Here is a 19,363-nt window from a genome sequence, read left to right as displayed (position 1 = left end):
CGGCGGCCCCTGGCCATCATGCGCGGCACCGGCCGGGGCGGCACCCCGCGCGCGGCTGTTCGGCACGCGGCTCCGGCCGGCCGGGCGGTGCGGCGCGCCGCCTACACTGGGCGCTCCGGGACGAGGGGCGCCCGGAGGGACGGAGAGCGGCAGTGGTGAGGAGCGTCGAGGGCGGCGGCCCGGCGGCCGATCCGTCCGGCGTCTGGGCGCTGGCCCAGGGCGAGAGCGACGTCACCGGCCTGGCCGAACGCGTCGGCGGCGCCCTGCCCGCCGTCAGCCAGCACCTGTCCAAGCTCAAACTCGCCGGACTGGTCCGCTCCCGCCGCGAAGGCCGCCGGGTCGTCTACTTCGTCGACGACCCCGACACCGTCACCGTCATGCGCACCCTCGTCGACCGCCTCACCGCCCGCGCCGCCGGCCCCGCACCGGCCCGCCGGCGGGGGTTCGGTGCCTGAGACCACCGCGGCGCCGGGGGCGGGCCGGGTGCCCCCGGAGGCCGGCGGGGTGCGCGCGGACGCGGAGCGGGCGCCGGGCGCCGCGCGGCCGGCGGCGCTGACGACTCTTCAGCTGATGCGGCGGCTGGACAGCGGGCCGCGCGGGCTGACCGAGGCGCAGGCCGGGGAGCGGCTGGCCCGGCTGGGCGAGAACACCGTGCCGTCGTGGCGGCCGGTGTCCTGGCCGCGCCGCTTCCTGGGCGCGCTGCGCGATCCGTTCACCACGGTGCTGCTGTGCCTGGGGCTGGTGTCGGCGGCGGTGGCGTCCTGGGGCACCGCCTGCGTGATCCTGGCGCTGGTGGTGGTCAGCTGCGCGCTGCGGTCCGGCGGGGAGCACCAGGCCGGGCGGGCGATGGCCGCGCTGCGGGAGCTGGTGGCCACCACCGCCACGGTGCAGCGCCGGGCCGGGGCGGACGACGCGCCGCGGCTCCGGGAGGTCCCGGTGGACGAGCTGGTGGTCGGGGACGTGGTGCGGCTGGGCCCCGGCGACCTCGTACCGGCCGATGTGCGGCTGCTGCGCGCCACCGGCCTGACGGTGCATCAGGCGGCGCTGACCGGGGAGTCGGCGCCGGTGCCCAAGCGGGTCGAGGACGCCCCGGCCGGGGACGGCGGTCCGGACGCGGACGAGCCGCCGCATATGTGCTTCCAGGGCAGCAGCGTGGCGACCGGCAGCGGGACCGGGCTGGTGGTGGCGACCGGCGCGGACACCCGGTTCGCCGCCGCGTACCGCGAGCGGGCCCGGCGGCGCGGCGAGACCGCCTTCGACCGCTCGGTGCACGGCATCGCCTGGACCCTGATCCGGTTCATGCTGCTGACGCCGCCGCTGGTGCTGATGGCCAACGCGGCGCTGCGCGGGCGCGGTCTGGAGACACTGCCGTTCGCGGTGGCGGTCGCGGTGGGGCTGACGCCGGAGATGCTGCCGGTGATCGTGACGACCGCGCTGGCCCGGGGCGCCGCGCTGCTGGCCCGGACCAGCGGCGTGATCGTCAAGCGGCTGCCCGCGCTGCACGACCTCGGCGCGATCGACGTGCTGTGCCTGGACAAGACCGGCACCCTGACCCAGGACCGCCCGGTGGTGGCGCACTCGGCCGGACCGGACGGCGCCCCGGACCCGGAGGTGCTGCGCTGGGCCGCGGTGAACAGCTTCTGGACCATCGAACTGGCCGAACTCCCCGTCCCGGACGCGCTGGACGAGGCGGTGCTGGCGGCCGCGGACGAGCTGGGCGCCGATCCGCTGGCGTACGAGGGCGTCGCGGCGCTGCCGTTCGACCCGGCGGTGCGGATGTCCACCGCGGTGGTCCGCCGCCCGGGATCGCACGGCAGCCACACCCTGGTCGTCAAGGGCGCGGTGGAGGACGTGCTGGCCCGCTGCGGCCGGCTGGGCGGCGGCGGGGCGGACCGGGTGCTGGACGAGGCGGCGCGCGAGCGGCTGCTGCGGTACGCCGCCGAGCAGGCGGACGGGGGGCTGCGGCTGCTGGCGGTGGCCCGCGCCGAACGGGCCCCGCGGCTCGGCGGCTACCGCGACGCGGAGGTGCGGGGGCTGGCGTTCCTGGGCTTCGTGGCGCTGAGCGACGCGCTGGCGCCCTCGGCGGACGAGGCGCTGCGGGCGCTGGCCGGGCGCGGGGTGGCGGTGAAGGTGCTGACCGGCGACCACCCGGGCACCGCGGCCCGGGCCTGCCGGGACCTGGGGCTGGCGCCGGGCGAGGTGCTGACCGCCGGGCGGCTGGCCGGGCTGGACGGTCCGGCGCTGGCCGAGGCGGTCGGGCGGGCAACGGTCGTGGCGCGCTGCACGGCGCAGGACAAGGCGCGGATCGTGGCGGCGCTGCGGGCGGCCGGGCACACCACCGGCTTCCTCGGCGACGGGGTCAACGACCTGCCGGCGCTGCACGCGGCCGATGTGGGGATCTGCCCGCGCGGGGCGGTGCCGGTGGCGCGGGAGGGCGCCGATGTGGTGCTGGCCGAGAAGGATCTGACCGCGATCGAGCGGGCGATCACCGCGGGCCGGCACGCCAGCGGCAATATCGCCGCCTATCTGCGGATCACGCTGTCGTCCAACCTCGGCAATGTGATCGCGATGCTGGCGGCCGGGCTGCTGCTGCCGTTCCTGCCGATGCTGCCGGCGCAGGTGCTGGTGCAGAACCTCTGCTTCGACGCGGCCCAGCTCGCGCTCGCCTTCGACCGGCCCGCGCCCGGCGCGGCGCACCGGCCCGCGGTGCTGCGGCCCCGGGTCTTCCTCCGCTTCATCACCGCGTTCGGCCTGATCAACGCGTGCGCCGACCTGGCGACGTTCGGGGTGCTGGCGTACTCCGCGCACGTCACGGCGGGGACGGACAGCCCCACGGTGTTCCACGCCGGGTGGTTCACCGAGAACCTCCTCACCCAGGGGCTGGTGATGCTGCTGCTGCGGACCGGGCGACGGGTGGCCGAGGGCCGGGCGGCCGGGCCGGTCCCGCTCGCGGTGACGGCTCTCGCGGTGGTCGGGCTGCTGCTGCCGGTGTCGCCGCTGGCCCCTCTGCTGGCCATGTCGGCACCGCCGCCGCTGTACTACCCGCTGCTGGCGGCCGTACTGACGCTCTACGGCGCGGCGCTGGCGTACGCGCGGACGCGGTATGCGCGCCGGGAAAGCGGCGAGGGCGCACCCCGGGCCGCAATGGGCTGATCGGGACGCGCCCTCGGGCCGGTCAGTGCGGCGGCCGGGGCGGGCGGCTCACCAGTCGCCGCCACCGCCGTCGAAGCCGCCGCTGTCGAAACCGCCGCCGTCGCCGAAGCCGCCCCCGAAGTCCGCGGGGTTGAAGTCGGCGCCGGACTCGCTGCCGCCCTCGGGTCCGCCGCCGAACGACGGGGAGTCGGCGAACGCGGACGGGGCGGTCAGCACCGAGCCGAGCACCGTACCGGCGACCATGGCGGTCAGGACGCCGCCGCCGCCGAAGTAGCCGCCGGCCCACGGGGAGTAGGCCGGTCCGGCGTTCCAGTACGGCTGCGGGCCGCCGGGGGTCGGCACGGTGCGGGCCATCGGCTCCAGGCCGTCGGCGACGCGGGTGGCGTCGGCGGCGCAGGCCGGGACCGGGCGCGGGGCGCCGCCGGGCGGGGCCCACTGGACGTCGGTGGTGGAGGGGCCGTGCCGGGGGTCGAAGAAGCAGGGCATCCGGCGCTCGGGCAGCGGGGCGCCGGTGCGGCGGGCGGCCAGGGTGGCCAGCGCGAACCGGCCGTCCTCCAGGGCCTCGGTCACCGCTCGTACGTCGCCGGGCCGGCGGGCCTCGGCCATCCGGGTCTTGGCGAGGTCGTAGGCGTCCAGGGCGGTGGTGTAGTCGGTGCGCATGGCGTCGGTGGCGCCGGGCTCGGACGGGCTGAAGTCGAGCCGGTCCAGTTCTTCGCCGAAGGCGGTGATGTCCTCGTCGACGACCGTCCGCAGCGCCTCCAGCTCGGCGCGCTCGCGCTCCTCGCGCTGCTTCCTGGCCCGGCGGAAGAGGGCGTAGCCGCCCAGGCCGCCGGCCACCACCACGGCGCCGCCGACCAGCAGCCCGGTGGCCGAGCCGCCGGAACCGGAGTCGCCCCAGGACGCGGGCGCCGCACCGCGCGCCTGGGCGGCGGCGCGCTCGGCGAACTCGGTCACCATGCCCTTGGCGTCGCCGCGGTGCGAGTCCTTCGCGGCGGATTTGAGGTTGACCAGCGCGTTGTGCGACAGCACCTGGCGGTCGGCGCCGGCGTTGAAGCCGGTGGCGCCGAGGTGGACGGCGTAGACGCCGGTGATGCCCACCTTGGTGCGCAGGTCCGCGAGCAGGGTGGCCGGGGGGAAGTCGGCGGTCGCGGGGAGGACGGCGACGAAGACCGGCTTGTCCGCGTCCCGTATCTTCCGGGCGAGGGCGTCGCGGTCGGCGTCCGGGAGCTGGTCGCGCACGCGCGGGTCGACGTAGACCGGGCTCTTCCGCAGGGCGTCGGCGACGGTGTCCAGACCGCTGCCCGCGGCGGCGGCCGGCCGCGGCGCGACGGCCGCCCCGGCGAGCAGCACCAGGGCCGCCAGCAGCAGGCCGGTCAGGACTCTGGGCAGTGCGCCGGGCGAGAGCCGGCGGAGGGCTGACATGGGGCTGATCTTCTCCTCAACGTCCTGGGAATTGCGGGTTTCCGGGCGGAATAGCCGTGTGTGGGAGGTACCTGTGCCGGTGCCCGCCCTGCGGTGTGCCGCCCGGGTTCTGTACGACAGTGCCTAACCGTACGAGAGATCGGCGCACGGGTCGTCGTCCGCGGTGCGGGCGGCGCCGCCCAGGTGGGCGGGCGGGGACGGGGTGGCGGCGCCGGGCAGCACCGGCCCGTCGGCGTAGGTCCGGCCGAGGGTGACGGTGACGCCGGGGGCGGTGGTCTGCTGGAGCACGGCGCCGGGGAAGTGCTGGGCAACTGCCTGGGCCTGGTCCTGGCGGCCGGGGCCGTAGCCGATGACGGTGGCGGTGTGCTGCTGGGTGGCGGCGGTGGCGATGCGGGTGACGGTGAAGCCGGCGGCCCGGAGTTCGCCGGCGGCGTGCGCGGCGAGGCCGGGGACGGTGGTGCCGTTGTAGACCGCGACGGCGACCGTGGCGGGCGGCGGTCCGGCCGGGGCGGGGGCCGCCGGGTGCTTGCCGTCGCCGCCCGTACTCGGACCGGCCGGGGCGCCGGCGTCCTGCCCGTCCACGGTGCGGTCGGCGCGCAGCGCGGCCCACAGCTCGTCGGCGTCCGGGTGGACGATCGCCACCCGGGCGCCCTGGTAGCGCCAGGGCACGGTGAGGAACTTGGTGTCGCGCAGCTCGATGTTCTTCATCGACAGGGCGAAGGCCAGCAGCCGGTCCGCGGAGCCCAGGCCCGGGTCGACGGTCAGCGCCGCGGTGGCCGCCTTGGCCAGCGGCAGCAGCTTGCCGGGGCTCATGCCCTGCGACTTCACCTTCTTGATCAGGGCGCCGACGAACGCCTGCTGGCGTTTGATCCGGCCGATATCGGAGCCGTCGCCGAGCCCGTGCCGCAGCCGTACGTAGTCCAGCGCCCGCTGCCCGGAGACGGTCTGCGGCCCCTTGGCGAAGACCCGCCGGCCGCGGGTGCCGAGGTGCGGGTCGAGGTCGCCCTCGTAGACGTCCCGGGGCAGGCAGACCGGGACGCCGCCGACCGCGGTGGTGAGGTCGGCGAAGCCCGCGAAGTCCACCACGACGGTGTGGTCCACGCGCAGGCCGGTGAGGTGCTCGACGGTGTTCTGGGTGCAGGCGGGGTTGCCCTTGGGGGTGTTGCCCACGGTGAACGCGGAGTTGAACATGGCGGCGGGCCTCGGCGGGGTCCAGCCGCCGTCGGGCAGCCGGCACGGCGGGATGTCCACGAGGGTGTCGCGGGGGATGGAGACCGCGAGCGCGTGCCGGCCGTCGCCGTGGACGTGCAGCAGGAAGGCGGTGTCGGAGCGGCCCACACCGTCCTCGCCGCCGCCCAGTTTGCGGTTGCCGCCGGCCCGGGAGTCGGAGCCGATGACCAGGACGTTGCTGCCGCCGGCGCCGGCGGCGGGCCGGTCGCGGCTGAGGCCGTCCGCGCCGAAGGTGGCGATATCGCCGTTCAGCTGGAGGTAGAGCCAGCCGGACCCGGCGATGAGCAGCACCAGGGCCGAGAGCGTCACCGCGGCCGCGGTCCGGACCCCGCCGCGCCGGCGCCCCCCGGCCGCCTCGTCCCCGCTCCCGTCCGCGGCCCGTGCGGTGTGGCTGCGTGTCACGTGTGCACCCTCGTCCGTGCGATGTCCCGGCGGCGGGCGGTTCCCCTCCCGCCGCGGGTTATACAGTTGCGCAATGTAGCAAGTGAGTCTCCGGCCGGGTCCGCGCGACCGGGGCCGCGGGAACCGACTGTGGTGACAACGAGAGAAGGGTGGCAGCGATGCTGCGCAACGGACTGGAACCCTGGCATCTGCTGATCGTGGCGCTCGTGGTGATTCTCCTCTTCGGCTCGAAGAAGCTGCCCGACACCGCCCGGGCGCTGGGCAAGTCGCTGCGGATCCTCAAGAGCGAGGCCAAGGCGATGAAGGGCGACGACGGTACGCCGCCCACCACCACCTACGCGGCCGGCCCGGCCGCACCGGCCGGCCCGCAGGAGCCGTCCGGCCCGCAGGGGCCCGCCGAGGCCCCGCGCACGCTCCACACCGCGCCCGGCGCGGCGCCCACCGGGACCGTACCCGGCGGCGCGGCCCCCGAACAGCCCGCCGCCCGCGCGGACCGGGAGGCCGGCCCGAACGCCGCCCACTGAGCCGGTCCGCGGCGGTCCGCCCGCCCGGGGAGCGCCCTCACGGGCTCGCCCCGTCGAAGCCGTACCGCAGCGGCTCGGTCTTCACCTTCAGATCGCGGCGGTAGAGGTAGAGCGCCGCGATCCGCATGCCGTCCGGGGCGTTCTCCGCCGGGCAGGGGCGGCTCACCTGGAGCACGCCGGGCCGGCCGGCCAGCCGCAGCCGCACCCCGTCCGCGGGCCCGCCGGAGAGCACGGCCGCCTCCAGCCGCTCGCCCGTCGGCCCGTGCACTTCGGGCCCGGTCTCGGACGTGTCCGCCCTGGCCCCGCCCCTCTCGGTCCCCTCCCCCGCCGTCCCGGCACATACGTCGTTCCGCACCGCGATCCCCCTCGCGTCCGTGTCGTCCATGAGCCACACTTTAGGGATTGCGCAATCAGGGAACCATCAAGGAGCACCACCGCGTTGTCCGGACGGCGGCCGTACCGGCACCGCGTCCCCCGGGGCGCGGCCGGCCGCCGGGCCGGACCGCCGGGCACCCTCCGCTCTCGACCCATCGGGGAAGTCACGTGCAGCACAACGACCGTTTAGAGGCACCGGACGCGCCCGCGTTCGAGCACGCCCTGGACCAGGCCCTGAGATCCCCGGAGATCCGGGCGGCGCTGCGGCGCGCGGCCGGTTCGCCGGACGCCGGGCAGCTGCGCGGCGCGGCGCTGGCGGCGCGCGACGCGCTGGCCGCCGCGGCGTCCGCCGAGTACCGCGAGGTCGTCCGGCTGCGGGCCGCCGCGGCCGAGGGCCCGTCCGCGGTGCCGCCGCCGGACCCGGGGACGGCGTCCCGCAGCGGCGGGGTGCTGCCGGCGCTCGGCGTACTGGTGCCGGCCCTGGCCGCCACCGCCGCGGTGGTGTTCCTGCTGATCGGCTTCGGGCTGCGGGCGGTGGCCGGCGCCTCCCGGCTCGCCGGCGAGCTGGTCACGGCCGGCTGGACGTCCGCCGTGGTGGCCGGGGTGGCGACGCTGACCGGTCTGGGGTGGCTGCTGGTGGCGGCGTCCCGCAACCGCGCGGCAGCCGGGGCCGGGGCGCCCGCCGACGCCTCCCCGGCGGTCGCCCGCGCGCTCGCGGTCTGGCAACTGGCCCTGCTGGAGCGGGGAATCATGCCGTTCCTGCTGGGCCGGCTGGAGGGCGCGACGGACGAGAGGGACGGCGGCGGGGACCTCGGCGCGCGGCCCGCGTATCCCCGGGCCGCGCTTCCCCGGCCCGCGCTTCCCGGATCCGCCTCGGCCGGGGCGGCCGGTACGGCTGGAACGACTGGTACGGCTGGTACGGCAAAGGCGGACGCCGCATCCCGGGACGCCGACGGCCCCGCTCAGGGCCGGACGGACTCCGGCGGCGCTGACGTCAGCAGACCGGACTTCGGCACACCGGACTTCAGCAGTCCGGACTTCGGCAGCCCCGGCTTCGGGCGGCCCGGCTTCTCGGGGCCGACCGCGCCCGGGGCGCCCTGACCCGCGCGGTCGGGGCGCCCCTCAGCCAACCGGGCCCTGGGCGCCCCGGCCCGGCGCCCTAACCGGGGCGGCCGGGGCGCCTCCGCGTCACGGACCCGCCCCGGTCCCGCGTCACAGATGCGCCGCGATCGCCGGCATCAAGTCCTGGAACGTGCGCCCCTGGGCGGGCTCGCCGAGGGCGGCCATCTGCCAGCCGCCGTCGCCCCGGAAGACCTTGGCCATGATCTGGGCGGTGTGCGGGCCGCCGCCGGAGAGGGTGTAGCGCGCCAGCTCCTGGCCGGTGGTCTCGTCGACCAGGCGGCAGAAGGCGTCCTCCACCTCCTGGAAGGTCTGGCCGGTGAAGGAATTGACGGTGAAGACGATCTGGTCGATCTTCTCCGGAACGCGCTGGAGGTCGACCAGAATTGACTCGTCGTCGCCTCCCTGGCCGCCGACGAGATTGTCGCCGGTGTGCCGCACCGAGCCGTCGTCGCTGACCAGGTGCTGGAAGAAGACCACCTCCACGGGCCGGCCGGCGGCGCACAGCACCGCCGAGGCGTCGAGGTCGATCTCGCGGGCGGTGAGCCGGGCCAGGAAGCCCTTGCGGCGCGCGGCCCGCCAGCCCAGCCCCATCCGGACGACGGTCAGCGCGCCGCCGTCCGCCTTGCTCAGGCTGACCCGCTGGCCCTTGCTCAAATTCACGGTCATCTGATTCCCCATATGTCGGTCTTCCCTGGAAACGGACGGGCCGGCCCGGCAGTTCCGGCCCCGGCGAAGAATCCCCGGAAGCGGCCCCGGCCGGGCCGCCCGGTCAGTCCCGGGAGTTGCCGAACAGCAGCCGGTAGAGGATGAGCAGGACCAGGGCGCCGGCGATGGCCGCGATCCAGGTGGCGACATCGAAGAAGTTGTGGGCGATCGGCCGGTGCAGGAACTTCGCCGAGAGCCAGCCGCCGATGAACGACCCGGCGATACCGATGAGCGTGGTGCCCACCAGTCCGCCCGGGTCCCGCCCGGGAAGCAGGAACTTGGCTATCGCCCCGGCCAGGAGCCCGAGCACGATCCAGCTGATGATGCCCACGGGACATCCTCTCCTCGTCGTCGCGTCGTCGTCGCGGTACGACCGGGAATCTACATCACTGTAGAAGTTGGCCGGTGCGGACCGGGCGCGATCAGGCCAGGCCGGCACCGCGTTTGCCGGGGTGGCGGGCGGGCGGGACGCTGGGGGTATGGCGTCCGCCGCGCATCCGGAGACGCTGTCCGGGTGGGCCGTCGAACGGCCGGGGCCGATGGCCGCCGGCCCGCTGGCGGCGGTGCGCCGGCCCGTTCCGGAGCCGGGGCCCGGCGAGTTGCTGGTGAGGGTGGAGGCTTGCGGTGTGTGTCGTACGGATCTGCATCTCGCTGAGGGTGATCTTCCGCCGCACCGGCCGGGAACCGTCCCGGGACACGAGATCGTCGCGCGGGTGGCGGCCGTGGGGCCGGAGGTGACGCGGTTCGCGGCCGGCGACCGGGTGGGCGGGGCGTGGCTGCGCGCCACCTGCGGCGCGTGCCGGTACTGCCGGGCCGGCGCGGAGAACCTCTGTCCCGCCTCGCGGTACACCGGCTGGGACGCCGACGGCGGCTTCGCGGATCTGGCGCTGCTCCCGGCCGACTACGCCTATCCGCTCCCGGAGTCCGAGCGCGCCGCCGCGCTGGCTCCGCTGCTGTGCGCCGGGATCATCGGCTACCGGGCGCTGCGCCGGAGCGCGCTGCCGCCGTGCGGCCGGCTGGGCCTCTACGGCTTCGGCGGCTCGGCGCATCTGGCGGCGCAGGTCGCGGTGGCCGAGGGCGCGCGGGTGCACGTCCTGACCCGCTCGGCGCGCGCCCGCGAACTGGCTCTGGAACTGGGCGCGGTGAGCGCCCGGGACGTCGGCGACCGGCCGCCGGAGCCGCTGGACTCGGCGATCCTCTTCGCGCCGTCCGGCGATCTGGTGCCGGTGGCGCTGGCCGCACTGGACCGGTCCGGGACGCTGGCCGTGGCCGGGATCCATCTGACCGGCATCCCGCCGCTGGTCTACCGCGAACACCTCTTCCAGGAACGGAATCTGCGCAGTGTGACGGCCAACACCCGGGAGGACGGGCGGGAGTTCCTGCGGATCGCCGCGCGGATCGGGATCCGGGTCACGGTCAGCCCCTATCCGCTCAGCCGGGCGCCGCAGGCGCTCGCCGACCTGGCGGGCGACCGGGTGCGGGGGGCCGCCGTGCTGCTGCCCGACGCGGACTTCGCGCGGGAGTTCAGCCCGTCGTGAGGTAGGCCGCGACCAGATCGGCGGGGGCCGCCTGCTTCCAGGAGTCGACCAGGATGTCGCGGAGTTCGTTGACGTCGTCGAGGGCGGCCAGGCGGACCCGTACCCAGTGCGAACCGGCCTCGTGGGGCGGGACCCAGAACTTCTCCGGCTCGGCCGCGATCAGCTCCGCGCGCTCGTGGATGGGGCAGCGCACCGCGACCGAGGTCTCGTCGTCCGGCACGGTGAGGAACATCTTCCCGGCCACCCGGAAGGTGGGCATGCCCCAGGCTTCCTTCTCCACGGTCTGCGGGAGCTCGAGGGCGATCCGGCGGACGTCGGCGGAGTCGGCGGCCGGCCCGGAGCCGGAGGCGGTCGTGGTCACGTCACCAGGGTACGCGGCGATGATCACCGGCGGGAGGGACCGGGCACCGGCTTGCGCGCCCGATGCCCGCGGCCCGCCGCCGGTGTCCTCGGCTCACCAGGGCGAGGGGGCGTAGTCCTTGAGGAAGCAGCCGTGCAGGTCCTCGCCCTGTTCGCCGCGGACGATCGGGTCGTAGACCCGGGCGGCGCCGTCGACCAGGTCGAGCGGGGCGTGGAAGCCCTCGTCGGCGAGGCGCATCTTGGCCGGGTGCGGCCGCTCGTCGGTGATCCAGCCGGTGTCGACGGCGGTCATCAGGATGCCGTCGGTCTCCAGCATCTCCCGGGCGCTGGTGCGGGTGAGCATGTTGAGCGCGGCCTTGGCCATGTTGGTGTGCGGGTGGCCGGGTCCCTTGTAGCCGCGGCTGAACTGGCCCTCCATCGCGGAGACGTTCACCACGTACTTGCGGCGGGCCGGGGACGCCGCGAGCGCCGGGCGCAACTTGCTGACCAGCAGGAACGGCGCGGTCATATTGCAGAGCTGGACCTCCAGCAGCTCCACCGGGTCGACCTCGTCCACCTTGTGGATCCAGCTGTTGGTGGCGTGCAGATCGGGCACCAGGCCGCCGGCGTCGATCGCGGTGCCCGCCTCGATCCGGGCCGGCGAGGCGGAGCCGCTGGTCAGCGCGAGGGCGGTGAGGTCCTGGGCGGTCAGGCCGGGCAGGTCACCGGACGGCGCGGCGGGGAGCGCGGGGGCGCCGCTGCCGAAGTGGCCGAGGATCACGGAGGCGGGCAGTTCGCCGGCGGGCAGCGGCGCGGACTCGGCCTCCACCAGCTTGCGGTACGCCTCGGGCGAGCGGCGCACGGTCTGCGCGGCGTTGTTGATCAGGATGTCCAGCGGGCCCTCGGCACGGACCGTGTCGGCGAGCGCGAGCACCTGCGACGGGTCGCGCAGATCGATGCCGACGATCTTCAGCCGGTGCAGCCACTCCGCGCTGTCCGGCATCGCCGTGAAGCGCCGGATGGCGTCGTGCGGGAAGCGGGTGGTGATGGTGGTGTGGGCGCCGTCCCGCAGCAGCCGCAGCGCGATGTACATGCCGATCTTGGCGCGGCCGCCGGTGAGCAGCGCGCGGCGGCCGGTCAGATCGGTGCGGGCGTCCCGGCGGGCGCGGTTCTCGGCCGCGCAGGAGGGGCACAGCTGGTGGTAGAACGCGTCGACCTCGACGTAGCGGTCCTTGCAGACGTAGCAGCTCCGAGGGCGTTCCAGGAAGCCGGCGATGTCGGTGGTGACCGAGCTGGCCAGGGCGCGGCCCATGGTCTCGTCGTCGATCCGGTCGGCGGCGCCGGTGGCGGTGGCCTCGGTGACGGCCTTGTCGTGGGCGGTCTTGGCGGCCCGGCGCTCCTGCCGGCGGCGCCGCTTGACCTCCCGGAAGACCCCGGCGGTGGCCCGCCGTATGGCGACCGCGTCGGGGTGGTCCAGCGGCAGCGCGTCCAGTTCTTCCAGGACGCTCAGGCAGACCGCCATCCGCTCCGCGTCGATTCCGGCGCCACCGGCCCGGCTGTCTTCGGTCACCGTCATCGTCGCCGCTGCCGCTTTCCTGGATCGTTCGGTCTCTCCAGGCCGGCCGCGTGAGCTGTTCACGGCCTGTTCGAGCTTCGGCGGAACTTTACGTAGCGGCGGGCGGCTGCGCCAAACCGGTGACGGAGAGGGCGGCGGCGAGCGCGGCCCGGTCGAGCTTGCCGTTGCGGTTGAGCGGCAGGGAATCCAGGGCGGTGAGGGTGGCCGGGACCATGTAGGCGGGGAGGCGGTCGCGCAGGGCGGTGCGCAGCGCGTCGGGGGCGGGGGCCGGGCCGTCGCCGGTGTAGGCGGCGGTCAGCTCGGTGCCTCCGGGGGTGGGGACGGGCAGCACGGCGGCGTCGAGGACGCCGGGCAGGGCGCGCAGCGCGGCCTCGACCTCGCCGAGTTCCACGCGGTAGCCGTGCACCTGGATCTGCTGGTCGTCGCGGCCGAGGTGGACGAGTGGGGGCTGGTCGCCGGGGGCGCCGGGCAGGGGGGCGACCCGGTCGCCGGTGCGGTACCACTGGGCGTCGGTGAGCGGGGCGGCCGGGTCGGGGTCGGTGCCGTCGGGGGCGAGGAAGCGGCCGGTGTTGTCGGCCGGGTCGAGGTAGCCGGGGAAGCGCTGGTCGCCGCGCACGCACAGTTCGCCGCCGTGCAGGCGGAGCTGGAGGCCCGGGTGGAGGGGGCCGATGGGGACGGTGCCGTTGGCGGGCGCGGGCCAGGCGGCGGGGTCGGCGGGCAGGCGGTAGGCGGTGCAGGTGACGGTCAGCTCGGTCGGGCCGTAGGCGTTCTCCAGGGTGCTGTCCGGGGCGGCGCGGTGCCAGGCGGCGGCCTGCTGGAGGGTGAGCGGTTCGCCGCAGAACATGCTGTGGCGCAGGGTGGGCATGCTGCCGGGCTTGAGGGCGCGCAGCCGCTGGGCGAGGGAGATCAGGGACGGGACGGAGTTCCAGTGGGTCAGCGCGCGGCGGGTGGCGAAGCGGACGGGGGCGAGGAGTTCGCCACGGGTGGGGACGACGAGGGTGGCGCCGCTCCCCCAGGCGGTGAACATGTCGTGCACCGAGGGGTCGAAGGTGAGGTCGAAGGTCTGCGAGAAGCGGTCGCCGGGACCCGCGGCGGTGCGCGGGACGACGTGGCCGAGGTAGGCGCCGATGTTGCGGTGGCGGATGGGGACGCCCTTGGGGACGCCGGTGGAGCCGGAGGTGAAGAGGAGGTAGGCGAGGTCGTCGGGGCCGGCGGGGTCGGCGTCCGGGGCGGCGGCGGGCAGCGCGGCGAGGTCGTCGTCGGTGAGCGCCACGACGGGGACACCGAGGGGGCCCGGGGCGGCGGTGGCGTCGGCGAGGACCGCGTCCAGGCCGGCGGCGCGGGCGACGGCGGCGTTGCGGCCGGGCGGGAAGCCGGGGCCGAGCGGGACGACGGCGGCGCCCAGGCGCTGGACGGCGAGGTATCCGGCGTAGGCGACGGCACTGCGGGCGGCCAGCAGGCCGATCCGGCGCGGGGGTGTGCCGGTGCCGAGGCGGTGCAGCAGATGGGCGGCGAGCGCGTCGGCGCGGCCGGCGAGCGCGGCGTAGCTCAGGGCGGTGCCGGCGACCTCCAGGGCGGGGCGGTCGCCGTGCCGGGCGGCGGAGGCGGCGAACCAGTCGTGGAGGGTGCGGGGTGCGGCGGCGGGCGTGGTCATGCGGGCGGTCCGGCTTTCCGTGAGGTGGTACGGGGGCGGGCGGGGGTGGCCCGCGGGCGTGAGCTGTGCGCCGTGTGCGGCGGCGTGCGGTCGCGGTCGGCGTCACCGGTCGGCGTTCAGTCGGGATCGTCGGGATCGTCGGTATAAGCGCAGCTCAGCGGGGTGGTGGAGTGGTCGCGGAGGGTGGTCCAGCGGTAGCCGGACCAGTGGCCGGTGCGGGCGCCGGGCGGGACGTCGATGGTCCAGGGGCGGCCGGCCAGTCCGGCGCCGCTGGCCTTGACACAGGCTTCCTGGGCGGTCCACACCCAGGCGACCTCGGCGGCCGCCCGTTCCGGGGGCAGCGCGGCGAGCAGGTGGGCGTGGCCGGGCAGCAGCCGGCGGACCAGCGCGGGGTTCGGCCGGTCGGCGGGGTGCTGGAGGTCGACGCCGAGGGCGCGGCCGACCGCGACGCCGGCGGCCGCCCCGCCCTCGGTGTGCGAGACGCTGACGCCGACGTCGGGGTGGCCGCGCAGGGCGGGCTTGCCGCGCGGGCCGGGGACGATCTCGGCGCCGGCGAGGTCCGGGCGGACGGCGGCGAGGAGTGCCCGCAGCAGTCCGCGCCCGGCGAGGAACTCCCGGGCCCGCCACTCGGGCAGCGCGGCGGCCCGGCGCAGATCGTCGCGGTGCCGGCTCACCGGGGCGGGCCCGGACGGGCCGCCGGTACCGGTCGTCGTGGCCACCCACACCCGGTCGGCGACCTGGAGCGGCCGGATCACGGGAGGGTGCCCGGCCTGGCCAGGGCGTCCAGGACGGACTCGGCGGCGTCCGCGACGGTGCCCAGGACGACCTCCGCGGCGCCGCCGCCGATGGCGAACAGCGCGGCCTGGGCGCGGAGTTCCTGGATGCCGCCGGTGCGGAAGCCCTCGGCGCCCCAGAGCTGGCCGCAGGTGTCCAGGACGTGGTTGACGGTGGCGCCGGCGGCGGCCTTGAGGGTGGCGGCGGCCGTCGCGTCGTACCGGCGCGCCACCGCCTCCGCGCAGCCGTCGGTCAGGGCCTTGAGCTCCTGCACCCGGACCAGGCACTCGGCGAACCGCTGCCGGACGGCGGGCAGGTCCCAGACCGTGCCGTCGCCGTGCGGCCGGTCCGCCAGGTGGCGGTGGGTGGCGGCCAGTACGCGGCGGCACAGTGCGGTGCCCCACTGGGCGCCGGCCAGGCGTTCGGTGGCGATATGGCGGGCGAACAGCGGCAGTCCGAAGCCGGTGCGGCCCACCAGGTGGTCGTCGCCGAGCCGGACCGCGTCGAGGGTGAGGTGGCCGGTGCCGGCCGCGGCGTAGAGCGCGGTGTCGGCGGGGCGGACGGTGGCGCCGGGCGTGCCGGCGGGCACCAGGACCCAGGTGAAGTGGGTGAAGTGGCGGCCGGGCCGGTGCCGGGCGAGGACGAGGTGGTGGGTGGCGGTGGTGGCGTTGGCGATCCACTTCTTGGTGCCGGTCAGGGTCGGTCCGCCGTCGCCGGTGCGGACCTCGGTACGCAGCGCGGTGAGGTCGGTGCCGGGGGTGTCGTCGGTGGCGGCGAGCGCGACGGTGGCCCGGCCGGCCAGGGCCTCCGCCAGGGCGCGGCGGGCGGCCGGGTGGCGGCCGGCGGCCAGGATCGGCAGGGCGGTGGCCAGTTGGACGCTGACGGAGAGGGTGGCGGCCAGGCCGAAGCGGGCGTCCACGGCGCTGAGCAGGTCGGCGAGGCCGTCCGGGTCGGCGCCCGCGCCGGGCGCGCCGTCGCGGTAGGCGCGGGCCAGCAGTCCGGCGCCGCCGAGCGCGGCCCACACCTCGGCACCGGACGCGGTGGCCGGCAGCGCGTCGAGCACGGCGTACGCGCCGGACGGGGGCGCGTCAGGCGGCACGGCGGCGGACGATCCGACAGCGGACGACGGAACAGCCGACGACGGGACAGCGGCCGCCCGGGCGGCCGGCTGCGGCGTATCAGGCAAAGCTGACCCCCTGGTCGCGCAGCGCCAGCCGCCCGTCGGCGAGGTGCAGCCGGTCGTTGCTGTAGTTCAGGGCCGCCGAGCGCAGGTCCCGCAGGGCGCGTTCCAGGCCGGTGGGCGAGTCCTGGAGGTAGCCGTGGCGCAGGCCGAGCGCGGTGATCAGGTCGTCCACCGCGGCGTGGCACTCCTCGGCGGCGGTGATCTTCAGCGCGTTGAGCTGGAGTTGGCGGGCCGGGACGGACAGGTCGGCGCCGGACTCCACGGTGCGCAGGGTCTGCTGGAGCAGGGCGTGCACGGTGTCCAGCCGCTGCCGGGACCGGGAGAGGCGGCTGAGCAGGAGTTCCGAGCCGAGGTCGAAGCGTTCGCGGCCGGCCGGGCTGCGCAGCAGCCGCAGGACGCGGGAGAGCGCGCCGGCCGCGGTGCCGAGCCAGGCCGCGGACCAGCCCAGGTGCGCGAGCGGCCCGAAGACCTCGGACGCGATCCGGTGGAATCCGCCCGGTTCGCCGACGATCTGGTGGCCGGGGACGCGGCCGGACAGGCGCAGGGCGACGCTGTGGCTGGCCCGCATGCCCATCGGCTGCCAGTCGCCGGAGGGGGTGAGGGTGAGCTGGTCGCGGTGGGCGTAGACCAGGGACACCTCGCCGGCGGTGGCGTCCGGGCCGGGGCCGCGCATGGTGATCAGGAAGCCGTCCGCGTGCGCCCCGCCGGTGACGATGGGAGCGAAGCGCTCGATCAGCAACTCACCCTCTTCGTAGGCGAGTTGGGCCTCGGCGGTGAGCAGGTGGCCGCCCTTGCCGGCCTCGGTGGTGACCGAGGCGAGGTACAGCTCGCCGGCCGCGAGCCGGGGCAGCAGGTCCTTGCGCAGCCGCTCGCCGGCGTGCCGGACCAGCGCCTCGGCCTGCTGGCAGTGCATGGCGAAGATCATGCCGACGGACATATCGGCGCGGCCCAGCGTCTCCGCGGCGGTCACCACGTCCCGTACGGTGCCGCCGAGTCCGCCGTCCGCGGCGGGGACGAGCAGGCCGAGCAGGCCGGTGCGGCGCAGCGCGTCCAGCGCCGCCACCGGGAACCGCGCGGCCCGGTCGGTGTGGTCCGCGTGCGTCCGGGCGGCCTCGGCGGCCTCGGCCAGCCGGCCGGTGAGGTCGGGGACGGTCATGCGGTCACCTCGCCGGGGAGCTGGGCGGCGATCACCCGCCAGAGGCTGCCGGCGGTGGCGAAGGTGGTGTCGTTCAGCTCCTCGTCCGGGAGGGAGATGCCGAAGGTGTCCTCGATGGTGAAGAGCAGCTCGATGGCCTGCATGGAGTCGACACCGAGGCGGCGCAGGTCGGTGTCGGGGGTGATCGCGGGTTCGCCGGGCCCGGCGTGCTTGAGGAACGGGCGGAGCAGGTCGGTGAAGCGGGGGTCCATGGTGGGCCTCTTCCGGGTGCGTACGGGAGTGGTTTGGGCGTCTGGCCCGGGCTCAGCGGGCGATGCGGCAGAGGTCGTCGACCCGGCGGAGGTTCTCCGGGATGAGTTCGTCGGCGTCCAGTTCGCGGTCGAGGGCGCTCTCCAGGCGTTCGATGATCTCGACGAGCCGGAAGGAGCTGAACGACGGGAAGGAGTCGAACGGCGCCCCGGCCAGCAGCCCGTCTGCGGGTACGCCGAGGACGCCGGCGGCCACCTCGGCGATCGTGCGGCGCAGCGCGGTGTCGTCCGCGGCGGGCGGCGCGGCCGGGTCGGGGACGGCGCCGAAGACGGTGCGGTCGGCGGCGAGGACGGCGCGCAGGCGGTCCAGGACACCGGGCGGTTCGGCGCGGCCGCGGGCGACCCGGCGGTGGGCGAGATAGGTCTGCTCCACGACCTTGTCCCAGGCGCGCAGGTGGTCGGCCTCGGGGCCGGGCTCGGGGCCGTCGGCGCGGCCGGTGTAGAGCGCGCGGTAGGTGGCGTGGAGTTTGCGGGCGCGGGCCAGCAGCCAGGTCTCGACGGTGAGTTGGCGGATCGCGGCGGCGCGGTCGGGGCAGGCGGCGTAGGCGGCGAGGTAGGTCTCGGCGGCGGCCGGGTCCAGGTCGGGGGCGGGCGGCAGGTCGGCGAGCGGCGGCAGGGAGTCCGGGGCGAGGTCGGTGACCTCGGCGGTGCCGATGCCGGGGAGGTCCTCCTCGGGCAGCACCCAGTGGCCGGGGGTGGCCGGTCCCCATTCGGTCTCGTTGCGGTAGGCGTCGGTGATCTGCCAGCCGTCCGGGCCGGCGGCGAGCAGGAAGCTGTGCGGCATGTGGGCCCGGCCGTGGTAGGGCAGCCAGGGCAGGTGGTAGGCGTCCGCGACGACGTAGCGGAGACCGCCGCCGGAGAGTTCGGCGCGCAGTTCCCCGGGGGCGAGGCGGGTGTGCCGGACGACCCGCAGCCCCACCAGGGCCGGGAGGGTGGCCAGTTGCTCGGTGAGCGGCGGGTCGACGGTGGGCAGGCCGTCCTCGGGGCGCGGCCGGAAGCGCAGGCCGAGGGGCGCGCCGAGGCGCAGGTGGGCGCCGGGCCCGTGGTGGTGGTCGGCGAGGACCGCGAGGTTGGCCTGGATGCAGTCCAGCAGGCCGGTGCGGACGGAGGAGAGGTCCAGGTGCGTCATATCCGTTTCTTCCCGCGTCAGAGCCAGCGCGGCAGGGTGGGCAGCGGTCCGGTGGCCGCGCTCAGGCCGGTGCCGTCGGAGCGGCCGGAGAGCCAGGCCAGGGCGGCGGCGCGGGTGCCGGTGACGACCGGGCCGCCGGTGCCGTGGCGGGCGAGTTCGGCGCCCGTGTCGTCGCGGAGGGTGAAGGCGGGGACGTCGGCCGCCGCGGCGTAGTAGCCGAGGACGTCGTCGAGGATGATGTCGCGGGCGGTGGCGGGGATGTCGGCGACGCGGTGGCCGAGGGCCAGGTCCACGCGGTGGAGTTCGAGTTCGCGCAGCCGGATGACCAATATCCGCTTGGGGGTGCACAGTTCGCCGGTGAACGGGCGGACGGTGGCCTGCCAGGCGGCGTCCGGCAGGGTCTCGACGGCCTCCTGGAAGCGGGCCGCGGTCTCCCGGACGCCGGCGACGAGTTCGGCGGCGGGGCGGTGCGCGCCGGCCTCGATCTCGGCGTCGCGGGTGGCCCGGTCCGGGTACTGCGGGGTCTCCACGCCGGTACGCGCCCAGGTCAGGAGGTTGCCCAGCGCGGGGGCCTGGCGGGCGAGGTGGCTGAGGACGTGGCCGCGGGTCCAGCCGGGCAGCGCGGAGGGGGCGGCGGCGTCCGCGTCGGTGAGGCCGGCCAGGGCGGTCAGCAGCCGGTCGGTGGCGGCGGCGATCTCCCGGAACGATTCCGGGGTGGGGGGTATTTCCTTCATGGTGCGCGGTTCCTTTCGGTGGTGCACGGGCCGGGCGGC

General features: G+C 76.3%; 19 protein-coding genes. 5 read left to right on the top strand and 14 right to left on the bottom strand.

Annotated elements, in window-relative coordinates; genetic code table 11:
- The first annotated feature begins 152 nt into the window (after window positions 1-152).
- The gene (locus ADL22_RS19790) at window positions 153-455 is read left to right on the top strand and encodes an ArsR/SmtB family transcription factor (RefSeq protein WP_066981150.1); all 303 of its coding nucleotides are present in this window, start codon (window positions 153-155) and stop codon (window positions 453-455) included.
- The gene (gene mgtA, locus ADL22_RS19785) at window positions 448-3,153 is read left to right on the top strand and encodes a magnesium-translocating P-type ATPase (RefSeq protein ID WP_066981146.1); all 2,706 of its coding nucleotides are present in this window, start codon (window positions 448-450) and stop codon (window positions 3,151-3,153) included. Before ADL22_RS19790 ends, mgtA begins: the two co-directional genes overlap by 8 nt.
- A 48-nt stretch (window positions 3,154-3,201) precedes the next feature.
- Here the strand turns inward: mgtA and ADL22_RS19780 are convergent, their stop codons facing one another.
- Together ADL22_RS19780 and ADL22_RS19775 are read right to left on the bottom strand one after the other, a co-directional pair.
- Entirely contained in the window at window positions 3,202-4,575 is a 1,374-nt protein-coding gene (locus ADL22_RS19780; protein ID WP_066981144.1) for a hypothetical protein, read from the bottom strand.
- Between the two features lie 123 nt (window positions 4,576-4,698).
- A complete protein-coding gene (locus ADL22_RS19775) occupies window positions 4,699-6,207 on the bottom strand; it encodes an LCP family protein (RefSeq protein ID WP_066981141.1) in 1,509 nt (502 codons plus the stop codon).
- A 158-nt stretch (window positions 6,208-6,365) separates the two neighbouring features.
- Here ADL22_RS19775 and tatA point away from each other — a divergent pair, with 158 nt between their 5' ends.
- Window positions 6,366-6,731: a Sec-independent protein translocase subunit TatA gene (tatA, locus tag ADL22_RS19770; protein WP_066981138.1), complete on the top strand. Its 366-nt coding sequence runs from the start codon at window positions 6,366-6,368 to the stop codon at window positions 6,729-6,731.
- Window positions 6,732-6,768: 37 nt separating this feature from the next.
- Here tatA and ADL22_RS19765 read toward each other — a convergent pair whose 3' ends face one another.
- Entirely contained in the window at window positions 6,769-7,116 is a 348-nt protein-coding gene (locus ADL22_RS19765) for a hypothetical protein (RefSeq protein WP_420711576.1), read from the bottom strand.
- 158 nt (window positions 7,117-7,274) lie between these two features.
- On the opposite strand from ADL22_RS19765, the gene ADL22_RS19760 reads away from it, so the two are divergent.
- Complete coding sequence (locus ADL22_RS19760; protein WP_066981131.1) at window positions 7,275-8,207, top strand: hypothetical protein; 933 nt, start codon at window positions 7,275-7,277, stop codon at window positions 8,205-8,207.
- Between the two features lie 111 nt (window positions 8,208-8,318).
- On the opposite strand, the gene ADL22_RS19755 is transcribed toward ADL22_RS19760, so the two are convergent.
- Together ADL22_RS19755 and ADL22_RS19750 are read right to left on the bottom strand one after the other, a co-directional pair.
- On the bottom strand, window positions 8,319-8,894 hold the full coding sequence (locus ADL22_RS19755; protein WP_066981276.1) for a TerD family protein: 576 nt from the start codon (window positions 8,892-8,894) through the stop codon (window positions 8,319-8,321).
- A gap of 103 nt (window positions 8,895-8,997) precedes the next feature.
- The gene (locus tag ADL22_RS19750) at window positions 8,998-9,264 is read right to left on the bottom strand and encodes a GlsB/YeaQ/YmgE family stress response membrane protein (protein WP_066981128.1); all 267 of its coding nucleotides are present in this window, start codon (window positions 9,262-9,264) and stop codon (window positions 8,998-9,000) included.
- 148 nt (window positions 9,265-9,412) lie between these two features.
- Here ADL22_RS19750 and ADL22_RS19745 point away from each other — a divergent pair, with 148 nt between their 5' ends.
- Entirely contained in the window at window positions 9,413-10,471 is a 1,059-nt protein-coding gene (locus ADL22_RS19745; RefSeq protein WP_079064275.1) for a zinc-binding alcohol dehydrogenase family protein, read from the top strand.
- Here the strand turns inward: ADL22_RS19745 and ADL22_RS19740 are convergent.
- From ADL22_RS19740 to ADL22_RS19700, 9 genes are all read right to left on the bottom strand, one after another.
- On the bottom strand, window positions 10,458-10,832 hold the full coding sequence (locus ADL22_RS19740) for an MmcQ/YjbR family DNA-binding protein (protein ID WP_066981273.1): 375 nt from the start codon (window positions 10,830-10,832) through the stop codon (window positions 10,458-10,460). The genes ADL22_RS19745 and ADL22_RS19740 overlap by 14 nt on opposite strands.
- Window positions 10,833-10,925: 93 nt before the next feature.
- Window positions 10,926-12,386, bottom strand: coding sequence for an SDR family NAD(P)-dependent oxidoreductase (locus tag ADL22_RS19735; RefSeq protein ID WP_066981126.1), 1,461 nt, complete (start codon window positions 12,384-12,386; stop codon window positions 10,926-10,928).
- Between the two features lie 88 nt (window positions 12,387-12,474).
- Window positions 12,475-14,040 carry an AMP-binding protein gene (locus ADL22_RS19730; RefSeq protein WP_066981123.1) on the bottom strand — a complete coding sequence of 522 codons (1,566 nt, stop codon included), beginning with the start codon at window positions 14,038-14,040 and terminating at the stop codon, window positions 12,475-12,477.
- Between the two features lie 116 nt (window positions 14,041-14,156).
- Window positions 14,157-14,795: a 4'-phosphopantetheinyl transferase family protein gene (locus ADL22_RS19725; RefSeq protein WP_199836339.1), complete on the bottom strand. Its 639-nt coding sequence runs from the start codon at window positions 14,793-14,795 to the stop codon at window positions 14,157-14,159.
- Complete coding sequence (locus ADL22_RS19720; protein WP_199836338.1) at window positions 14,792-15,913, bottom strand: acyl-CoA dehydrogenase family protein; 1,122 nt, start codon at window positions 15,911-15,913, stop codon at window positions 14,792-14,794. The genes ADL22_RS19725 and ADL22_RS19720 overlap by 4 nt, the downstream gene beginning before the upstream one ends.
- Window positions 15,914-15,992: 79 nt before the next feature.
- A complete protein-coding gene (locus ADL22_RS19715) occupies window positions 15,993-17,153 on the bottom strand; it encodes an acyl-CoA dehydrogenase family protein (protein WP_066981120.1) in 1,161 nt (386 codons plus the stop codon).
- Window positions 17,150-17,404 carry an acyl carrier protein gene (locus ADL22_RS19710; RefSeq protein WP_066981118.1) on the bottom strand — a complete coding sequence of 85 codons (255 nt, stop codon included), beginning with the start codon at window positions 17,402-17,404 and terminating at the stop codon, window positions 17,150-17,152. The genes ADL22_RS19715 and ADL22_RS19710 overlap by 4 nt, the downstream gene beginning before the upstream one ends.
- Window positions 17,405-17,456: 52 nt before the next feature.
- Window positions 17,457-18,590 (bottom strand): hypothetical protein, encoded by a 1,134-nt coding sequence (locus ADL22_RS35430; protein ID WP_066981115.1) that lies wholly within the window; start codon window positions 18,588-18,590, stop codon window positions 17,457-17,459.
- Window positions 18,591-18,607: 17 nt separating this feature from the next.
- Window positions 18,608-19,324, bottom strand: coding sequence for a maleylpyruvate isomerase family mycothiol-dependent enzyme (locus ADL22_RS19700; protein ID WP_066981113.1), 717 nt, complete (start codon window positions 19,322-19,324; stop codon window positions 18,608-18,610).
- Window positions 19,325-19,363 lie beyond the last annotated feature (39 nt).

It is taken from the genome of Streptomyces sp. NRRL F-4489 (genome assembly GCF_001509485.1).
Lineage (GTDB): Bacteria > Actinomycetota > Actinomycetes > Streptomycetales > Streptomycetaceae > Streptomyces.
This window is presented reverse-complemented; position numbering and strand designations above follow the sequence as displayed.